This window comes from Lactobacillus laiwuensis, assembly GCF_019972835.1.
GTDB classification, from domain to species: domain Bacteria; phylum Bacillota; class Bacilli; order Lactobacillales; family Lactobacillaceae; genus Lactobacillus; species Lactobacillus laiwuensis.
Genome location: NZ_BPPB01000005.1, coordinates 1 through 16,140 on the forward strand (window position 1 = coordinate 1; position 16,140 = coordinate 16,140).

General features: G+C 37.9%; 15 protein-coding genes. 8 read left to right on the forward strand and 7 right to left on the reverse strand.

Going from position 1 to position 16,140, the window contains the following annotated elements:
- Together LDM92_RS04400 and LDM92_RS04405 are read left to right on the forward strand one after the other, a co-directional pair.
- A partial coding sequence (locus LDM92_RS04400) for a hypothetical protein (protein ID WP_223902203.1) occupies window positions 1–185 on the forward strand: 185 nt, incomplete at its 5' end.
- Window positions 186–513: 328 nt separating this feature from the next.
- Complete coding sequence (locus LDM92_RS04405; RefSeq protein ID WP_223902394.1) at window positions 514–1,620, forward strand: serine hydrolase domain-containing protein; 1,107 nt, start codon at window positions 514–516, stop codon at window positions 1,618–1,620.
- A 180-nt stretch (window positions 1,621–1,800) separates the two neighbouring features.
- On the opposite strand, the gene LDM92_RS04410 is transcribed toward LDM92_RS04405, so the two are convergent.
- Together LDM92_RS04410 and LDM92_RS04415 are read right to left on the reverse strand one after the other, a co-directional pair.
- Entirely contained in the window at window positions 1,801–4,641 is a 2,841-nt protein-coding gene (locus LDM92_RS04410; protein WP_223902204.1) for a DEAD/DEAH box helicase, read from the reverse strand.
- Between the two features lie 73 nt (window positions 4,642–4,714).
- Window positions 4,715–5,542 carry an exodeoxyribonuclease III gene (locus tag LDM92_RS04415; protein WP_223902205.1) on the reverse strand — a complete coding sequence of 276 codons (828 nt, stop codon included), beginning with the start codon at window positions 5,540–5,542 and terminating at the stop codon, window positions 4,715–4,717.
- Window positions 5,543–5,868: 326 nt separating this feature from the next.
- Here LDM92_RS04415 and LDM92_RS04420 point away from each other — a divergent pair, with 326 nt between their 5' ends.
- A complete protein-coding gene (locus tag LDM92_RS04420; RefSeq protein WP_046331393.1) occupies window positions 5,869–6,879 on the forward strand; it encodes a D-2-hydroxyacid dehydrogenase in 1,011 nt (336 codons plus the stop codon).
- Between the two features lie 90 nt (window positions 6,880–6,969).
- Here LDM92_RS04420 and proC read toward each other — a convergent pair whose 3' ends face one another.
- The 3 genes from proC to LDM92_RS04435 form a co-directional block, all read right to left on the reverse strand.
- The gene (proC, locus tag LDM92_RS04425; protein ID WP_223902206.1) at window positions 6,970–7,737 is read right to left on the reverse strand and encodes a pyrroline-5-carboxylate reductase; all 768 of its coding nucleotides are present in this window, start codon (window positions 7,735–7,737) and stop codon (window positions 6,970–6,972) included.
- Window positions 7,738–7,750: 13 nt separating this feature from the next.
- On the reverse strand, window positions 7,751–8,614 hold the full coding sequence (locus LDM92_RS04430) for an aldo/keto reductase (RefSeq protein WP_223902207.1): 864 nt from the start codon (window positions 8,612–8,614) through the stop codon (window positions 7,751–7,753).
- A 64-nt stretch (window positions 8,615–8,678) separates the two neighbouring features.
- A complete protein-coding gene (locus tag LDM92_RS04435) occupies window positions 8,679–9,389 on the reverse strand; it encodes a YjjG family noncanonical pyrimidine nucleotidase (protein WP_223902208.1) in 711 nt (236 codons plus the stop codon).
- A 636-nt stretch (window positions 9,390–10,025) separates the two neighbouring features.
- Here LDM92_RS04435 and nrdJ point away from each other — a divergent pair.
- The 5 genes from nrdJ to LDM92_RS04460 all read left to right on the forward strand — a co-directional run bounded on the left by nrdJ (window position 10,026) and on the right by LDM92_RS04460 (window position 14,203).
- Window positions 10,026–12,260, forward strand: a complete 2,235-nt coding sequence (nrdJ, locus tag LDM92_RS04440) for a ribonucleoside-triphosphate reductase, adenosylcobalamin-dependent (protein ID WP_223902209.1) — start codon at window positions 10,026–10,028, stop codon at window positions 12,258–12,260.
- Between the two features lie 23 nt (window positions 12,261–12,283).
- Window positions 12,284–12,670: a DUF4430 domain-containing protein gene (locus LDM92_RS04445; protein WP_122051747.1), complete on the forward strand. Its 387-nt coding sequence runs from the start codon at window positions 12,284–12,286 to the stop codon at window positions 12,668–12,670.
- 74 nt (window positions 12,671–12,744) lie between these two features.
- Window positions 12,745–13,137 carry a DUF4430 domain-containing protein gene (locus tag LDM92_RS04450; protein WP_122051746.1) on the forward strand — a complete coding sequence of 131 codons (393 nt, stop codon included), beginning with the start codon at window positions 12,745–12,747 and terminating at the stop codon, window positions 13,135–13,137.
- 8 nt (window positions 13,138–13,145) lie between these two features.
- Window positions 13,146–13,664, forward strand: a complete 519-nt coding sequence (locus LDM92_RS04455; protein ID WP_045927323.1) for an ECF transporter S component — start codon at window positions 13,146–13,148, stop codon at window positions 13,662–13,664.
- Complete coding sequence (locus tag LDM92_RS04460) at window positions 13,661–14,203, forward strand: cob(I)yrinic acid a,c-diamide adenosyltransferase (protein ID WP_046331384.1); 543 nt, start codon at window positions 13,661–13,663, stop codon at window positions 14,201–14,203. Before LDM92_RS04455 ends, LDM92_RS04460 begins: the two co-directional genes overlap by 4 nt.
- 75 nt (window positions 14,204–14,278) lie before the next feature.
- On the opposite strand, the gene LDM92_RS04465 is transcribed toward LDM92_RS04460, so the two are convergent.
- A complete protein-coding gene (locus tag LDM92_RS04465) occupies window positions 14,279–15,142 on the reverse strand; it encodes an NAD(P)-dependent oxidoreductase (RefSeq protein ID WP_223902395.1) in 864 nt (287 codons plus the stop codon).
- Window positions 15,143–15,219: 77 nt separating this feature from the next.
- Window positions 15,220–16,071: a helix-turn-helix domain-containing protein gene (locus tag LDM92_RS04470; protein ID WP_223902210.1), complete on the reverse strand. Its 852-nt coding sequence runs from the start codon at window positions 16,069–16,071 to the stop codon at window positions 15,220–15,222.
- Window positions 16,072–16,140 lie beyond the last annotated feature (69 nt).

Consider the following 16,140-nt stretch of genomic DNA (forward strand, 5'->3'; position numbering starts at 1 on the left):
CTCTTTTGTTTTGGGTTCTTGATAACCCGCACATTTTTGCGAAAACATTGTTCAGTTTTCAAGGTACTACCTGCTGCTTCTTTAAAACAGCTTTTTTATTTTCCCAGATTCACGCGCTTTTGTCAAGCACTTTTTTCTGGGACCTGTTTGCCGTCTTCCCCCGACAGCGTTTATTATCTTACTAAAGCAGCGCAATTTTGTCAACTGCTTTTACTCGATTTTTTTCCTGCCTGCTTAGGCCTCTTGCCTTGCGGCTCATTGCCCGACGACAGTTATTAATACTAGCAATTATTTTTCTCTTTTGCAAGTATTTTTTTATTATTTTTTCTGTTAAAGCAAAAAAGTCCTATCTTTCTAGCACTTTTCAATATCAGAACAAATACAAAATATTTTCAGACGAATTACAAACGTTATCTAAATTTAATCTTTTCGTATACCCCAATTAATTTTAAAGTTTTATAATACAACTATATTTTAAGGAGAAAAATTATTTTGAAGCATAAATTTATTACAATGGTGGCTTCTTTAGTTATTGCTACCACACCTTTAGTCACTGCAACCAGTCAAGTTAATGCAGCAACTATCACTAATAATAAGCAGACTGAAATGTATAATTTTGTCAGGAATACTTTTAAGAAACACAATGTCCGTGGCATAGTCACAGTAGTACAAAATGGGGTACCACAGACAATCAGTTATGGTTATGCCTGGTATGGTAAAAGAATTGGTAATGGCAGCAGCAAAGTTGTTTATCCCACAGCTTCGCTGCAAAAAGTAATTACTGGTGCGATGATAGTTCAACTAATTAATGAAACCAAGGGTACCAAAGACGAATTTACTCAATACACCAAAATATCTCGCTGGTACCCTAACCTTAAGAATGCCGATAATATTACCGTAGGCAATCTTCTGACCCATACTTCAGGAATTATGGCTACTAAAACAGAAATAGACAGAGGCTATAATTATTCAGAAAATAATGCTATTAACTGGGTAGTCAACAATATCAATGCCTCAAAGTCTGACACAATAGGTAATTATCACTACAATAATAGTAATTATATTTTACTTACCGGCATCATTAGGCAAGTTACAGGCAAGTCATACGAAGACAACCTGCAAACACGTATTATTGATAAGTTAAATTTAAAAAATACCTATCTTTACCAAAACATCCCTAAGAAAATGACGGATCCAATTTCATACTATTCAAATGGAGGCAAGAACTATCAAAAAGCAACTTATCTCAAGAAAAGCTTAGTTTCACAAATTCCTGGCGCTGGTAATTTGTTTTCTACTCCTGCAGAATATTACAAAATTCAGGTAGGCTTAACAGACGGCACAATTTTAAATAAAGATGATTTCTATTATTTGACTCACCTAAAAAGCAAAGTAGTTAACTATTCAGGTGGAATGTACCTATATAATAATGATAATATTAGGAACGCGTACGGCAGCTTTAAGGGACAGCATTTTGGCACCTGGGTGCAGCTAACTGCTGATAATCAGAATGGAATTGTTATGTTTTTAAATCAAACTAACGATAATGAAAATGATCAAAAAGATGTAGGATACGAAATCCTGAAACGTATCAAACCTAATACTTTTGTAGAGCGCTAGGTTTTTATCAAAAAATTAGCTAAAGTGATTTCCTACTTACATATCAAAAGGACTAATAAATCAGCATTTATCAACGTGATTTGTTGGTCCTTTGTTTTGTAATAATCCTTTTAATATTTAAAAATATTACTTTCTTTGCTAACTCAAAAAGTCTAAGAAGTTCAACTCTTAGACTTTTTCTTATTCATCAAATAGTAGCTCATACATTTTTGTACTCAATGGCTTTTCTAGCAGCAAATTCATCCCTACCGCAGCTTTTTTCTTTGGCCCCAGTAATTCTTCCTTGACCGTATCCTTTTGAATATCTACCTGTCCTAAATAGTAAAATTGCTTGCCAATCGCATCGCTCTTCTTAACAAAAAGCAACAGCTTCATCTGAGGAGTATTAAGCAGCCTCTGAACTTCATCTGATTCTAGATGACGGGGCGATCTCGTATACCAACGCAAACAGCGACCGTCTTCTAGCGTATTATGGTACAAAGCATTGCGTTTTTTAGTCGAATCTTTTTGATAAGTAATAAAAATAGGCGTTTCGTTTTCATCCACACGATAGCCATACATAGGTGCGGAAACATCTTTGGGCCAGTTTAACAACCGACAAACATCTTTACGATCATATTGCTGGTAAAGGGTAAATTGTTTGTGATTGTCATAGTCTTGATTAAGTGCCAAACCCGTTTTAATCACATCTCTAAATAATTTCCTAAAAGTTTCATTTTGGTTAAGAGATTGTGCCAATATTGGTGCTAATGAATAGTCAAACAAATCAATTTTGACTATAAGAGGTTGACCGCCATACTGGTATTTTTTCGTTGTCTTGCCTTGTTTGATGTCAAAAAAGTTGAGCGAAAGTATGTTTTCAACCGATGTCAGCACTCTTTCATTAACATAAGCACCATAATCATGCAGTTTTTTCTCAAATTCTTCCTGACTAACCTGCTCTTTTTCTAAAAGCAATTGCAAAAGTAGTAGTTCATGTGGCCTTTTACCATTCAATAATTCTTTAGTAACAAAAGACAAAACGGCACTTTCATAACGATTTAGCTTTACAGGCTCCCCCATCTTGGCCAGGAACTCGCCATAGTGCCCAAGGCTATGATTATTGGCAAAGACCATTGGTGAAGTTGAACCGTAACGGTAAAAATCAAATAGCAGAGGCGGACGCCCTATTTTTTGCGCTAATTCTTGGTAAGATTGCCGCAATTCCTTAATGCTGTCCAATTTAATCTGCTCCAGCGAAGCTAAAATCTTAGCAGAAGCAATTTGACTGAAATTAATTGTTGAAACATCAATAAAACCAGGAAGCACACTTTCCTGACGGGCCTTATCCTGCGAACGACTGTCATCCTGATTCAAAGCGATCGGAATCAGATAATTATTTTTGTAGTTACCAATAAAGTCAATGACAGTCACATAATCTTTACCAGGATATTTACGCAAGCCGCGACCCAGCTGCTGGATAAAAACAATGCTGGACTGCGTATTACGGAGCATAATAATCTGATTTAAAGCCGGAATATCAATTCCTTCATTAAAGAGATCAACGGTAATAATGTAATCAATTTTGCCCTGTTCCAGTTGCCTGACTACTTGCAGCCTTCTTTTTTCACTGTCTTCATTAGTTAAGGCGATCGCAGGGTGTTTGCGCTCTGAAAAGCTTTGCGCCAATTCACGCGCTTCTTCTTGGCGACTGCAAAAAACCAACCCTTTGGCTTGTGAACCGCAGTAGCCATAGTAATCCAACTGCTTTAAAACATAGTCTACCCGTTCGGGTGCCAGCAGTCTGCGCAAATTGGTAGTTTCATCAATCGTTGCACCATCTACTTCATAATCCTCAACGCCAACATAATGAAAGGGAGCCAGCATTTTTTCTTCTAGTGCCTCACGCAAACGGATCTCGTAAGCTAAATTATAGTCAAACAAGCGATAAACATCCTGGTCATCCATTCTTTCCGGAGTGGCAGTCATCCCCAGCCAAAATTGGGGCTTGAATTTGGCAAAAATGCGTTGGTAGCTAGGAGCAGCTGCCCGATGAGCCTCATCAATCAGGATATAATCGAAAGTTGTCGCCTTCAAGCTTGCAAGTACATCTGGCTGACTTAAAGTTTGCACGGTCGCAAAAACATATTTGCGTTCAAGCTGATGCTTATGTCCTGTTAATAACCCGTAATCAGATGACTTGCCACCAATCACTTGGTGAAAACTTTTTAAGGCTTTTTTGGCAATTTGCTCGCGGTGGACAACATAAAGAAACTTCTGGGGTTTAAAATCTTTGACTGCAAATGCTCCCAAATATGTTTTGCCTGTCCCTGTCGCTGAAACTACCAGGCCACGTTTTTGTCCATTATCAATTAGTCCCTTTAATTCATGCAAAGCCTCTTCTTGCATCTTATTTGGCACAATTTCAGCTTTTTCATTTAATTGAACCTGAGATTGCGACTGTGGTTTTACCCAGTTTTGCTCATATTCACTTATCCAACTTTCAGACAAAGGCATACTGTTATTTTTTAATTCATGTAACTGCTGGGCAATCTGGTTAGTTAATGTCGCATTATTCTTTGAACTGATTTTCAAAGCCCACTCACAGTTGCTGAGTAGAGCTGACCGGGTAAAATTAGCGCTACCGATAACTAAAGTCTGCCAATCTTCGTGTTCAAAAAGATAACCTTTAGCATGAAAACCATTTTGGGAGGTAATTTTAACTCTTAAGTTGGGAATTTTTAGTAACTCACGAAAAACTTTGGGGTTGTTAAATTCTAAGTAGTCACCTGTAATTAAAGTACCCGTAATATTTCTGTTAGCCAAATCAGCCATGACGACTTTAAAGGGAACAAGCATATCTTCAGTGACAAACGCTACCGCCCAAGTAAAACTGTGGCAGCTAAGAAGCTCTTGGCGCAGTGTCAGCCAGATATTCTCCTGTTTATTATTTTGCAGCAGTTTTGGTCCTAATAATTCATGACCTGGGTATTTGGGATCATACAAACCATTGAGAATAGCATCCTGCAAAGGCTCATTCATTCAACATCACCTCAAAGCTATTTTGCACAAAAGAAAAAGAAACCCACCCGATGGATTCCTTTTTTCTACTATGTTATAAATCTATTTCTAATAAAATTGGACAGTGATCAGCACGCTCTCCTGTATCCATCATCTCAGAACGCTTGACCTTATCAGTAATTCTATTGCTTGTCAGCCAATAATCAATTCTCCAGCCTGAATTATTAGCCTTAGCAGTCCTTACACGTTGAGCCCACCAAGAGTAAACTCCCTCAACGTTGCCATTTATTTTTCTAAAGGTATCGGTGAAGCCGGCCTTAAGCATTTTAGTAAAATCTGCTCGCTCTTCATCTGTAAAACCGGCAGAATGATGGTTTGTATCCGGATGTTTCAGGTCAATTTCATGGTGAGCGCAGTTGTAATCACCGCTAGCCAAAACCGGCTTTTCCTGATCCAATTTTTGCAAATAGGCAGTGTATTTTTCATCCCATACTTGCCGTTCACTTAAGCGCTTTAGGCCATTACCTGAATTTGGCGTATAAACCTGGGTCACAAAATACTCAGGAAACTCCAACGTAATAATTCTGCCTTCATGATCCATCGGTTCTGGTGCCCCAATCAGGGGATAAGTTACTTTAGGCTTAAGTTCTTTTTTATACAAAAACATAGTACCAGCATAACCTTTACGGGCCGGTTCTTCTGATGAGCGCCATACTATATCATATTCTGGACACTCTTGATCTAATATTGCCAAATGTTTTTTGGTAGGTCCTGTCGAGCGCAACTTTGTTTCTTGAATTGCTACAATATCTGCATTTTGAGCATGTATTTTTTCTAAAACCTGGCGTGTTGCCACTGCACGCGAGGAAGTTCCAGTTAAAGCTGCATTTAGTGAGTCGATATTCCACGAAATTAAGATCATTTTCTTCTCCTTATTATTTATTTTCTTCATTATATAGTTTTTTCACTGGGACTCAAAACTTCTATTATTTTTTTCAGTATTATTTTTTTAGCGGTATTAGGTATTTTTATCAAATTTGCTGTTATATTTTTCACTACCTCAGTAAAAAATAATTGTAATTTTTTTGTTTTGCTATAATTCCTTGTACAACATAAATGTAAGCGATTACTGATATAACAGCATTTTTAAAAAAATAAATTTTTCACATTTTTATATTTTTCAATCACGTTAAGCAAGTGTATAATAGCACAAGAGACAACAATAATAATCTTTGGAGGTTAGATTTTATGACTAAAATTTATGCTTACGCCATTCGTAAAGATGAAGAACCTTATGTTCATGAATGGAAAGAGGCTCACAAGGATGTTGATGTTGATTTCACTGATCAACTTCTCACCCCTGAAACGGCTGAATTAGCTAAAGGTGCTGATGGTGTTGTAACTTACCAGCAACTGGATTACAAGGCTGATACTATTGAAGCTTTAGACAAATTAGGCATTCACAACTGGTCCATTCGTAACGTCGGTATTGACAATATTGACTTAAAAAAGGCTAAGGAATTAGGCTTTAAGATCACTAATGTTCCGGTATATTCACCAGATGCCATTGCCGAGCACGCTGCTATCCAAGCTGCTAGAGTTTTGCGTCAAGACAAAGTTATGGACGAAAAAGTTGCTAAGCATGATCTGCGCTGGGCACCTACAATTGGCCGTGAAGTGCGTGACCAAACTGTTGGTGTTGTAGGTACTGGCCATATTGGTCAAGTATTCATGAGAATCATGGAAGGCTTTGGCGCTAAGGTTATTGCCTACGATATCTTCAAGAACCCAGAATTAGAAAAGAAGGGTTACTACGTTGATGACTTAGATGAACTTTACGCTAAGTCTGACGTTATTTCACTTCATGTTCCTGATACTCCAGAAAATGTTCATATGATTAACGATGATTCGATCAAGAAGATGAAGGATGGCGTCGTTATTGTCAACGTTTCCCGTGGACCACTAGTTGACACGGATGCAGTTGTTCGTGGTCTTGACTCAGGTAAAGTCTTTGGCTTCGTAATGGACACATATGAAAATGAAGTTGGTATTTTCAACAGTGACTTCAGTAATAAGGACTTTCCTGACAAGCGTTTAGCTGACTTGATTGCACGGCCAAATGTTTTGGTAACCCCACACACAGCCTTTTATACTACCCATGCTGTGCGTAACATGGTTATCAAGGCTTTTGACAACAACTTGAAGCTAATTAAGGGTGAAAAAGCTGATACTCCAGTTGATTTGGACAAAGAGTTTTAGTCTCTAAACTTATTTTTCCCTTCTTAAATACACTTTATTGTCAAAAAAGACATCAGATAAAATTATCTGGTGTCTTTTTAATTGATTATTTTAATTAGCAGAAGCGTTTACCGCCTGAATTAGCGCGTTTCTAAAGCCTTCCTCTTCTAGTTTAGTTACGCCTCTAATTGTCGAACCGCCTGGCGTAGTAACCTCATCTTTTAGCTCCTCGGGCAATTTTTTACTAGCAAGTGCCAACTTACTGGTACCCAAAAGCATCTGGTTAATTATTTGGTATGATTCAGCTCGGTTAACTCCATTCTGTACTGCGGCATCACTGAGAGCTTCAACCATTAAATCAACGTAAGCAGGCGTGCAACCAGCTACAGTACCATAAATGCCTAGTAGTTTTTCAGGCACAACGTAAACTGCTCCCATTTGGGTAAAAATGTTTTTCACAGTAGTAATTACTGCCGGCTTTTCATCAGGTATAAAGCTGGCAACTGTAATACCCGCACCAATTTGCACTGGTGTATTGGGCACTATTTTGGCAAAAGAAGTTTCTGCTGGCAGCTTTTGATTAATTTGAGTCAGATCACCACCGCCAGTTGACAGGATAATGCCGTGATATTTTTGCCCTAAATTTTTGATGATTGTTTCAGTGGCAGATCCGCCTACCGCTACTATAACTGCTTGACAAGCATTAAAGTCCTCATAATTATTAATCAAGCTTAAGTGACGTTCAGCTGCCATTTTTTGCGCAGTGTGATGGCGTCCACCGTCAAAAACATAAATGTCTTCATTAGGATTTTGGGCATTCAACAAGCCCTCAATAATTGCAGAGCCAATTTTACCAGCTCCAATAAAGCCAATTTTCATCAACAAGCACCTTTTAAAAATCTGTTTGGTCTGGATCATTTGCTACTTGGGCTGCTCCATGCAAACCATCAAGTTTTGCCATATCAGCCGCAGTAATAGTAAAGTCAAAGACCTGCAAATTAGCTTCAAGGCGCTCGCGGTGAACTGATTTTGGTAGTGGAACAAAACCATGTTGCAATGACCAGCGTAATAAAACTTGTGCTGGGCTTTTATCATAATGTTGCGCAATAGAAACTACCGTATCATTGGCAAACAAACCACCTCTACCTAGTGGCGAATATGCCTCGCTTAGAATACCAAGTTCTTTATTATAAGCCGTTACGTCTTCTTCCATATCACTAGGGTTGAGATAAATTTGATTAACAGCAGGACGGATCTTAGCGGTTTTTAGAAGCTCATCCAGGTGTTTACGTCTAAAGTTGGAAACGCCAATTGCGCGAATTTTTCCTGCTTGAACTGCCTCTTCCATTGCCTGCCAGCTTTCCGCATTCAATTCAGCCCAGTGATCACGCACCGGAGCCGGATTAGGCCAATGGATTAAGTACAAATCAAGATAATCTAAATCCAGTTTAGTTAAACTTTCATCAATTGCTGCTTTAGTTTTCTGGTAACCGTGATGATCATTCCACAACTTAGTCGTCACAAATAAGTCACGCCTGTTAACTCCACTTCGTTTAATGCCCCGGCCAATGTTTTCCTCATTGCCGTAGGCAGCAGCAGTATCAATTAAGCGATAACCGAGACTCAGCGCATCCTCAACGGTTTTTTGAGCAACTTCACCATCAGGAGTTTGCCAAGTTCCCAGTCCGATAACTGGGATTTTGACGCCATTATTTAATTCATAAGTGTCATTTAAAGATTGAATTTTGCTAGTCATAATTTTTCACCTCTCACCACTATTATACCGAACTGAGCTATACTTCTACAGCAAAAAATAGCAATTATTGCGGCTGCTTTTGAAAGTCACTTTTTAGTAAAGTTACAAATTGCGGATAAGTAGTTACTTCATACAGCGGATGCAGATTCATCTTATTCTTGCGCCTGCGATGGTTATACCAAATACTGTCAAAACCATAGTTTTCTGCTCCTAATATGTCTGACTGCAGTCCGTCACCAAAAAAGACAGTATCTGCTGGACCAATATTAGTATGAGCAAAAAAGTAATCAAAAATCCGGGTATCAGGCTTAGAAAAACCAGCTTCTTCAGATGTCACAATTAAAGAAAAATAATCCTTAATCCCCGCTAATTCCAAGCGATGCCTTTGCATGAAGGTCTCACCGTTGCTTAAAACCGTTAAGCAATAATTTTGTTTACGGGCATACCGCAAAGTATCCATAACTCCCGGCAGCAACTTGTACGACTCACCAAAATACGAGCGGTATTCATTCATTATTGCTAAGCCATCAACTGCAATGCCCAAATTTTCTTTAATAAAATTGGTAAAAGCCATTCTACTCAGCTGATCATAATTGATCTTGCCTTGTTCCAGCTTACGCCACAGTCCTTGATTATATGCATGGTAATCACGTTGCATTTCATCAGTTAACTGCCAGTGATGTGCTTTAAAGAGACTATGCAATGCAAAACTTTCCGTGGCAGCAAAGTCAATCAAAGTATCATCAACATCAAAAATTATTTGTTTATAACGCAAGCAATTTCTTCCTCTCCAAATATTCCTAAGAATATAATGCGTATTCACTAAAAATAGTGTGGAGATTCATTATAACAATATTTCACTGATAAAGGACATAATTAACTATTTTTAAATTTTGCTTACATTGCTACTGCTATTTCACAAAATAAGATATAATATCCTTTAATTTAAGCAAAAGGGGTGATTGGGCATGTTTACATTATTAGTGATTTTGTTTCTCATTTGGCTTTTAGTCAAAATGGGCATTGGGATTGTCAAAATCCTATTTTTCCTTTTAGCTTGTGCTCTTGCTTTCTTTCTCTTAATTCACTTATTCATTCCTGCAATCATTTTTCTAGGGTTAATCTTCCTTTTCTTCGCTGCGGTCAGGCATTAATTTAACCTAAAAAATTAAAGATATATTCAAGCATAATAAGTACTAGATTCAACTTATTGTGCTTTTTTGTTGCTCTGAATTCTATATGTTTTTTTATTACCCTCTATAACTTACTCGCACATCATTTAATGCTTTTCACTTGTGTTTGAGAGTAAACTTTGCTCTAGAAAATACAAGATATTGTGGTATAGTTCTAGTTGAGCCCATAGATAATGTGTCTGTGGAACAATAATTAATTTTAAGGAGTAACTTTGAACATGAAAAATACGAGCATAACCTTAGATCAGGGTTACATTGATCAAGTGAAACAAAATGTCACTCCCCATTGGGGAGAGCTTGGCTGGGTTACTTATAAAAGGACCTACGCCAGATGGCTTCCTGAAAAAAATCGTTCTGAAAATTGGGACGAAACGGTTAAACGCGTAATCGAGGGCAACATTAATTTGGATCCTCGTCTCAAAGATTCCCCTTCAACAGAAGTAGTTAACGAATTAACAGACGAGGCTAAGGATTTATTTAAACTGGTTTACGGATTAGGAGCAACACCTTCGGGAAGAAACCTGTGGGTTTCTGGTACAGACTACCAAAAGCGCAACGGTGACTCTTTGAACAATTGCTGGTTTATAGCTATTCGGCCACAGAAATATGGTGACAGCCATATCGTTCCCGATTATTTAGGCCAAAAGCAAAAAGCAGTTTCAATGCCCTTTTCATTTCTTTTTGACCAATTAATGAAAGGCGGCGGCGTTGGCTTTTCTGTTGTGCAAGACAATATTAAAAAGATTCCTGCAGTCGATAACAAAATTGACTTAACGATTGTAATTGACAAAAAGAGTGCTTCATACGCAGATTCAGTTAAGTTGGGCGCGACTGACAAAGCTGAATGGGCTAAGCAAAACGAAGGTAAGTCAGATTATATTTATTACAACTTGCCTGATACCCGCGAGGGCTGGGTTTTAGCAAACGCTCGTCTTATTGATATGCACTTTAATCAAACCAATTCTGAAAATAAGACTAAATTGGTACTCGATATCAGCAGAATTCGTCCTTACGGAGCTAAAATTCACGGTTTTGGCGGCACGGCTTCTGGACCAATGCCGTTAGTGGAAATGCTTTTTGACATTAACAACATCATTAACAACCGTGTTAACAGCAACTTAACCTCTGTTGATTGTACTGATATCTGCAACTTGATTGGTAAAACTGTTGTTGCCGGCAATGTAAGACGGTCAGCAGAGCTCGCTTTAGGTACGAGTACTGACCAAGACTTTATCACAATGAAACAAGATAAAGATAAACTCTACCACCACCGCTGGGCCTCAAATAACAGTGTAGCAATTGACTCTAAGTTTAACGAATACGAACCAATCGCAAACGGTATTAGAGAAAACGGTGAACCCGGAATAGTTAACCTGGATTTATCTCGTAATTATGGCCGGATCATTGACGGTTATCAAAAAGATATTGATGGTGATGTTGAAGGTACTAATCCTTGTGGAGAAATTTCCTTGGGTAACGGTGAACCATGCAACCTGTTTGAAGTATTTCCATATATTGCTGAACAAGAAAACTGGGATCTGAAAGACGTTTTCAGATTAGCAACTCGCTTCGCTAAACGGGTAACCTTCAGTGACTATGACTGGGAAATTTCCCGTAACATCATTTATAAAAACCGCAGAATCGGCGTTTCCATGTCAGGAATTCAGGACTGGCTCTTAAACGACTTAGGTCACCGCGTTGTTACCGGCTTTGAAGACGGTACTGATGAAGAAACCGGTGAAAAGATTAAGAAACCGATTTACGATCCTCAGGGAATTAAAATGGTTACTGCTGCCTACCAGGCAGTCATTGCTGCTGATAAAGAATACAGTAAGACTTTAAACTGCAACGAATCAATCAAGCACACTACCGTTAAGCCTTCAGGCACTGTTGCCAAATTAGCTGGAGCTTCTGAAGGTATGCACTTCCACTATGCCGGTTACCTCATTCAAAGAATCAGGTTCCAAGCTTCTGATCCCCTGCTTAAAGCACTGGACGCCTGCGGTTACTACTCAGAACCTGATATTTATTCACCAAACACAACGTGTGTTGAATTTCCATTACGTGCTGCTCACGCTGATAGTAAAAACTTCGCTTCGGCTGGCACAGTTTCAATTGAAGAACAGTTTGCAACGCAAGCATTCCTGCAAACTTACTGGTCAGATAATGCAGTTAGTTGTACTGTTACTTTCCAAAGCGATGAAGGTGACAAGATTACTTCACTCTTTAAGCAATACCGTCATGTAATTAAGTCAACTTCACTGTTGCCATACTATGGCGGCTCACTCAAGCAAGCGCCAAAAGAACCGATCGATAAAGAGAAATACGAAGAAAGAAAAGCCCAGATTACTGGTGATGTCGCTCAAGTCTTTGCTGAGCAAAATGATGATCAAAAAGACTTGGAGTTAGTTGACCAAACTGACTGTGAATCCGGTGCATGTCCTGTTAAATAATTTAGGTAGGCGAAATTATAATTATGAAAAAAAGCAAGCTGCCAATAATTGCTAGTGTTGCAACCATTTTTGCCTTTACTTTATCCGGTTGCCAGAACAATCAGACCCAGCAAAAGCCCAAAACAAACCATAATATTTCTGTTAGCTATGTTTTAGCTACGAAAAAAGATACAGAAAAAAAGACAGTCAAAGTGCCTAAAAAGTCTACTGTTATGACTGGTTTGAAAAAGGCCTGGAAGGTAGACAGCAATAAAGGGTTCATTACTGCAATTGATGGTAAAAAGCAAAATGCCAAAAAGAAAATATACTGGACTTACACCGTTAACGGAAAATATGCCACAAAAGGTGCTAACCAGCAGAAAGTCGCAAGTAACGATAAAGTCAAATTTACTTTAGCCAAAATGAAGTAAAAAGTCCGTGCAAGCAACTAAGTACGAAATATTTTAGTGCTTGCACAAAAAATTTATAGATTGGGAGTTTTTATATGAAAAAAAGCAAATTATCTGTTTTAACCGGAATTGCCACTATTTTTACCTTTACGTTTGCAGGTTATGAAACAACCCAAAACGTTCAGCAGGTTGATGCCAGCAGCAAGATCAAGGTCACTTATACTCTGAAAGTACACAACAAGACTTATAAAAAGAAGACAGTTAAATTGCCTAAACATTCAACAGTAATGCGCGGTTTAAGAAAGTGCTGGAAAGTAAAGAGTACTAATGGCTTCATTACTTCTATTGCTGGTAAGAGCCAAAAACCAAGCAAAAAAATTTATTGGACCTACAGAATTAATGGTAAGTTTGCTCAAAAAGGTGCCGCAATTCAAAAATTGGCAAACAAAGACAAGGTTAAATTTACTTTAGCAAAAACTAGCTTTTAAAGTTTCCTATGGTACGTAATTCAACCAAGAAATTAGCATTATTAGCCATTTTAACTGCCATGTGCGTGGCACTAAGAATTTTTAAGATTATACCTGTACCTAATGTCCAGCCAGTGACTGATATCTTAATGATTGTGACTTTAAATATTGGTTTTGGTTTTGGCTTTGCCTTAGCTCTTTTAACCATGGTCGTCTCCAACATTTACTTAGGCTTTGGCATCTGGACTGTATCACAGGTTTTGGCTTACGGCGGTTGCGTTTTAACCGTTGCTTTGCTAGGTAAATTTACACCGCTTAAGAAACACTTTACTTTACAATTAATTCTCGCCGTTTTTCTTGGCTGGGAATACGGCTGCTTTGTCGACTTCGGTATGTCTATTTTTGGTGGTTTTAACGCCTTTTTAGCATATTGGGCCGGCAGTCTAGTCTTTGACACTTATCATGCAATTGGTGATTTAGTATTTTATCCCATTTTATACAAACCACTAAACATTGCTCTAGATCATTATAAACGGAGGCTGTTATGACAATTAAAATTTATACCAAGGTGGGCGATCAAGGTTTCACTAAACAGGTTACCGGTAAAATGGTTCCTAAATATGATTTGCAAATTGTCGCTGTTGGTGATATTGATGAACTTGATTCTTATCTCGGAGTTGTAATTGCCAACTTGTCTGCCAAATGTCAAAAATTGCATGATCCTTTACAGAATCTGCAACGTGACCTATATGAGCTTGAAAGTGATATTGTTGTCAAAAGGCATGAAGAAATTACGACAGAAAAAGTGGAGAATTTAGAAAAAGAAATCGACAACCTCAATGAACAAATTCCTAAAACAACCCATTTCATTCTACCTGGCGGTTCGGTTACTGCCACACATCTGCATTATGCACGTACAGTGGCCAGACGAGCAGAACGTTCAATGGCTAAGTTGAACGCTGAAGAGCAAAAACTTGCTCCTGCTTGTTTAAAATATATCAATCGCCTGTCAGATTATCTTTTTATCTTAGCGCGCTACGCCAACGTCTTAGATGGTGTGCCAGAGGTCAAAAGTAAAATCAAATAATCTTACTCATATTAAAAAAGCGGAGTAGTTTCAATTACGAAACTATTCCGTTTTTAGTTTATTTAAAATTAAAACTTACTGCCACCACAGTTTGATCAATCCCTGTGTACCTAAGTCGCCTAAATGCTTTTCATCAACCAAAGTCTCATATAACTTTTTAGCTTCTTCAGTAGCAGGTAATTCAATTTTCATTTCTTTAGCTGTCTCTAAAGCAATGCGTAAATCTTTCAAAAAATGTTTACTGAAAAAGCCTGGGGTATAGTCACCTTTTAAAACTCTTGGACCGTAATTACTTAGACTCCAGTTAGCAGCACTACCCGCACCGACGGTTTTGAGAACTGCTTCTAGGTCAAGGCCGGCCTTTTTGGCATAAACCAGCATTTCTGTCATGCCAGTCATCGTCCCTGCAATCATAATTTGGTTTGCCATTTTGGTATTCTGACCCGCACCAGCTGGTCCAAAATAGTGAACTTGCTTGCCGAAATCCTTAAAAACAGGTTCCAAGTTTTGATAAGCAGATTCATCTCCACCAACCATGATGGTCAAGGTACCATTTTTAGCGCCCAGGTCACCACCGGAAACAGGAGCATCCAGTACTTTAGCGCCCTGCTTTTCACCTGCAGCAAATATTTTTTGTGCTAAAGCTGGTTTTGAAGTTGTCATATCAACCAGGTTTTTGCCTTTGACATCCGCCTGCAAAATGCCGTTATCGCCGAAATAAACCTGTTCAACATCTTTTGGAAAACCTACAATTGTAAAAATCGTGTCTGCATGTTCAACAACGGCTTTAGGATTATCACACCAAGTGGCACCTTGAGCAACTAAATTATCCGTCTTGCTTTTTGTCCGGTTATAGACCCATAACTGATGACCGGCCTTTAACAAATTTAGACAAATTGCATTGCCCATTACGCCAGTGCCAATAAAACCTATTTTCATCATTAACATCTCCCTTATAAAAGCGTTTTCTCAACAACTTAATCATACCACTAACTTATCTTTAATAAGCAAGTTTTTTATTTATTTAGGTTTTCATTAAAAAATATTTTTATTTGTTCACCATATTCCGGCATCCCCAGCAATGTAAAATTTTTAACAGCCCATTTGCACTTAGATAAATATTCTGATTTATGCTCAAAATGATAGCTGATCATATTTTCCAGCAATACTAATACATTTTTCAAAAAAAACAATTCAGGCCTCGTCTTAACGTTTTTAGCAGCTTTAACAAAATAACGCGCTTCATTATAAGCCTGTTGTTCAATGCAGATCATTAAGAGATTACAAATCGCTCCTAATAGTTCTTCTTGCTGGCGCGGCTTTGAAACGTTCTTTAATTTTTCAACTACCTTTTTACCTATTAGCAAATTGCTTTTCAAATCATAAATAGGAATCAAATTAATATAGATCCGCAATGCTTTTTCGTCAAAATCATTTTGATCAAAGAGCCAGCTTTTTAATTTATTCTTTTTAACTTCACTTAAATCTGCCAGCTTATTTTCCGCATCAGCTAATTCAAAGTCAATCAGCAAGAGCATTTTTTCTTGATCTTTGAAATCACTCTCTGCTACATACTGCCTGATTTGTCTAATTTTCTGAATGTCATTTTGATAATACGCCCTGTTTACTTCATCTTCTATAAAACTAGCCGCATTATCCTGAGCTTGATCTGGACTTAATTTACTAAAAAAATCCCACGGCTTAATCTGATTAGCAGTTAGAATTGCCAGCAAATCTTCTGCAGTAATGCGGTGAATCCCTTTTTCTACTTTTGAATAATAAGAAGGACTAACAATTCCCGCTGTCCACTCTTTTTGCGTTTTTAAATTTCTAATGCGAAATTCTTTTAGTAGTTCTCCGATTGTCATTTTGATTCCTTAACTAGTTTTCGTGTTTTGCGACTTACTCAATAATTATAGTTTAAATGGTATCAAGCT

Bases quoted from the DNA above. Each gene is read 5' to 3' on its own strand.
- LDM92_RS04410 (WP_223902204.1), bottom strand. From the start codon at position 4,641: ATGAATGAGCCTTTGCAGGATGCTATTCTCAATGGTTTGTATGATCCC.
- LDM92_RS04430 (WP_223902207.1), bottom strand. From the start codon at position 8,614: ATGACTAGCAAAATTCAATCTTTAAATGACACTTATGAATTAAATAAT.
- LDM92_RS04415 (WP_223902205.1), bottom strand. From the start codon at position 5,542: ATGATCTTAATTTCGTGGAATATCGACTCACTAAATGCAGCTTTAACT.
- LDM92_RS04470 (WP_223902210.1), bottom strand. From the start codon at position 16,071: ATGACAATCGGAGAACTACTAAAAGAATTTCGCATTAGAAATTTAAAA.
- nrdJ (WP_223902209.1), top strand. From the start codon at position 10,026: ATGAAAAATACGAGCATAACCTTAGATCAGGGTTACATTGATCAAGTG.
- LDM92_RS04455 (WP_045927323.1), top strand. From the start codon at position 13,146: ATGGTACGTAATTCAACCAAGAAATTAGCATTATTAGCCATTTTAACT.
- LDM92_RS04460 (WP_046331384.1), top strand. From the start codon at position 13,661: ATGACAATTAAAATTTATACCAAGGTGGGCGATCAAGGTTTCACTAAA.
- LDM92_RS04420 (WP_046331393.1), top strand. From the start codon at position 5,869: ATGACTAAAATTTATGCTTACGCCATTCGTAAAGATGAAGAACCTTAT.
- LDM92_RS04405 (WP_223902394.1), top strand. From the start codon at position 514: ATGGTGGCTTCTTTAGTTATTGCTACCACACCTTTAGTCACTGCAACC.
- proC (WP_223902206.1), bottom strand. From the start codon at position 7,737: ATGAAAATTGGCTTTATTGGAGCTGGTAAAATTGGCTCTGCAATTATT.
- LDM92_RS04450 (WP_122051746.1), top strand. From the start codon at position 12,745: ATGAAAAAAAGCAAATTATCTGTTTTAACCGGAATTGCCACTATTTTT.
- LDM92_RS04445 (WP_122051747.1), top strand. From the start codon at position 12,284: ATGAAAAAAAGCAAGCTGCCAATAATTGCTAGTGTTGCAACCATTTTT.
- LDM92_RS04465 (WP_223902395.1), bottom strand. From the start codon at position 15,142: ATGAAAATAGGTTTTATTGGCACTGGCGTAATGGGCAATGCAATTTGT.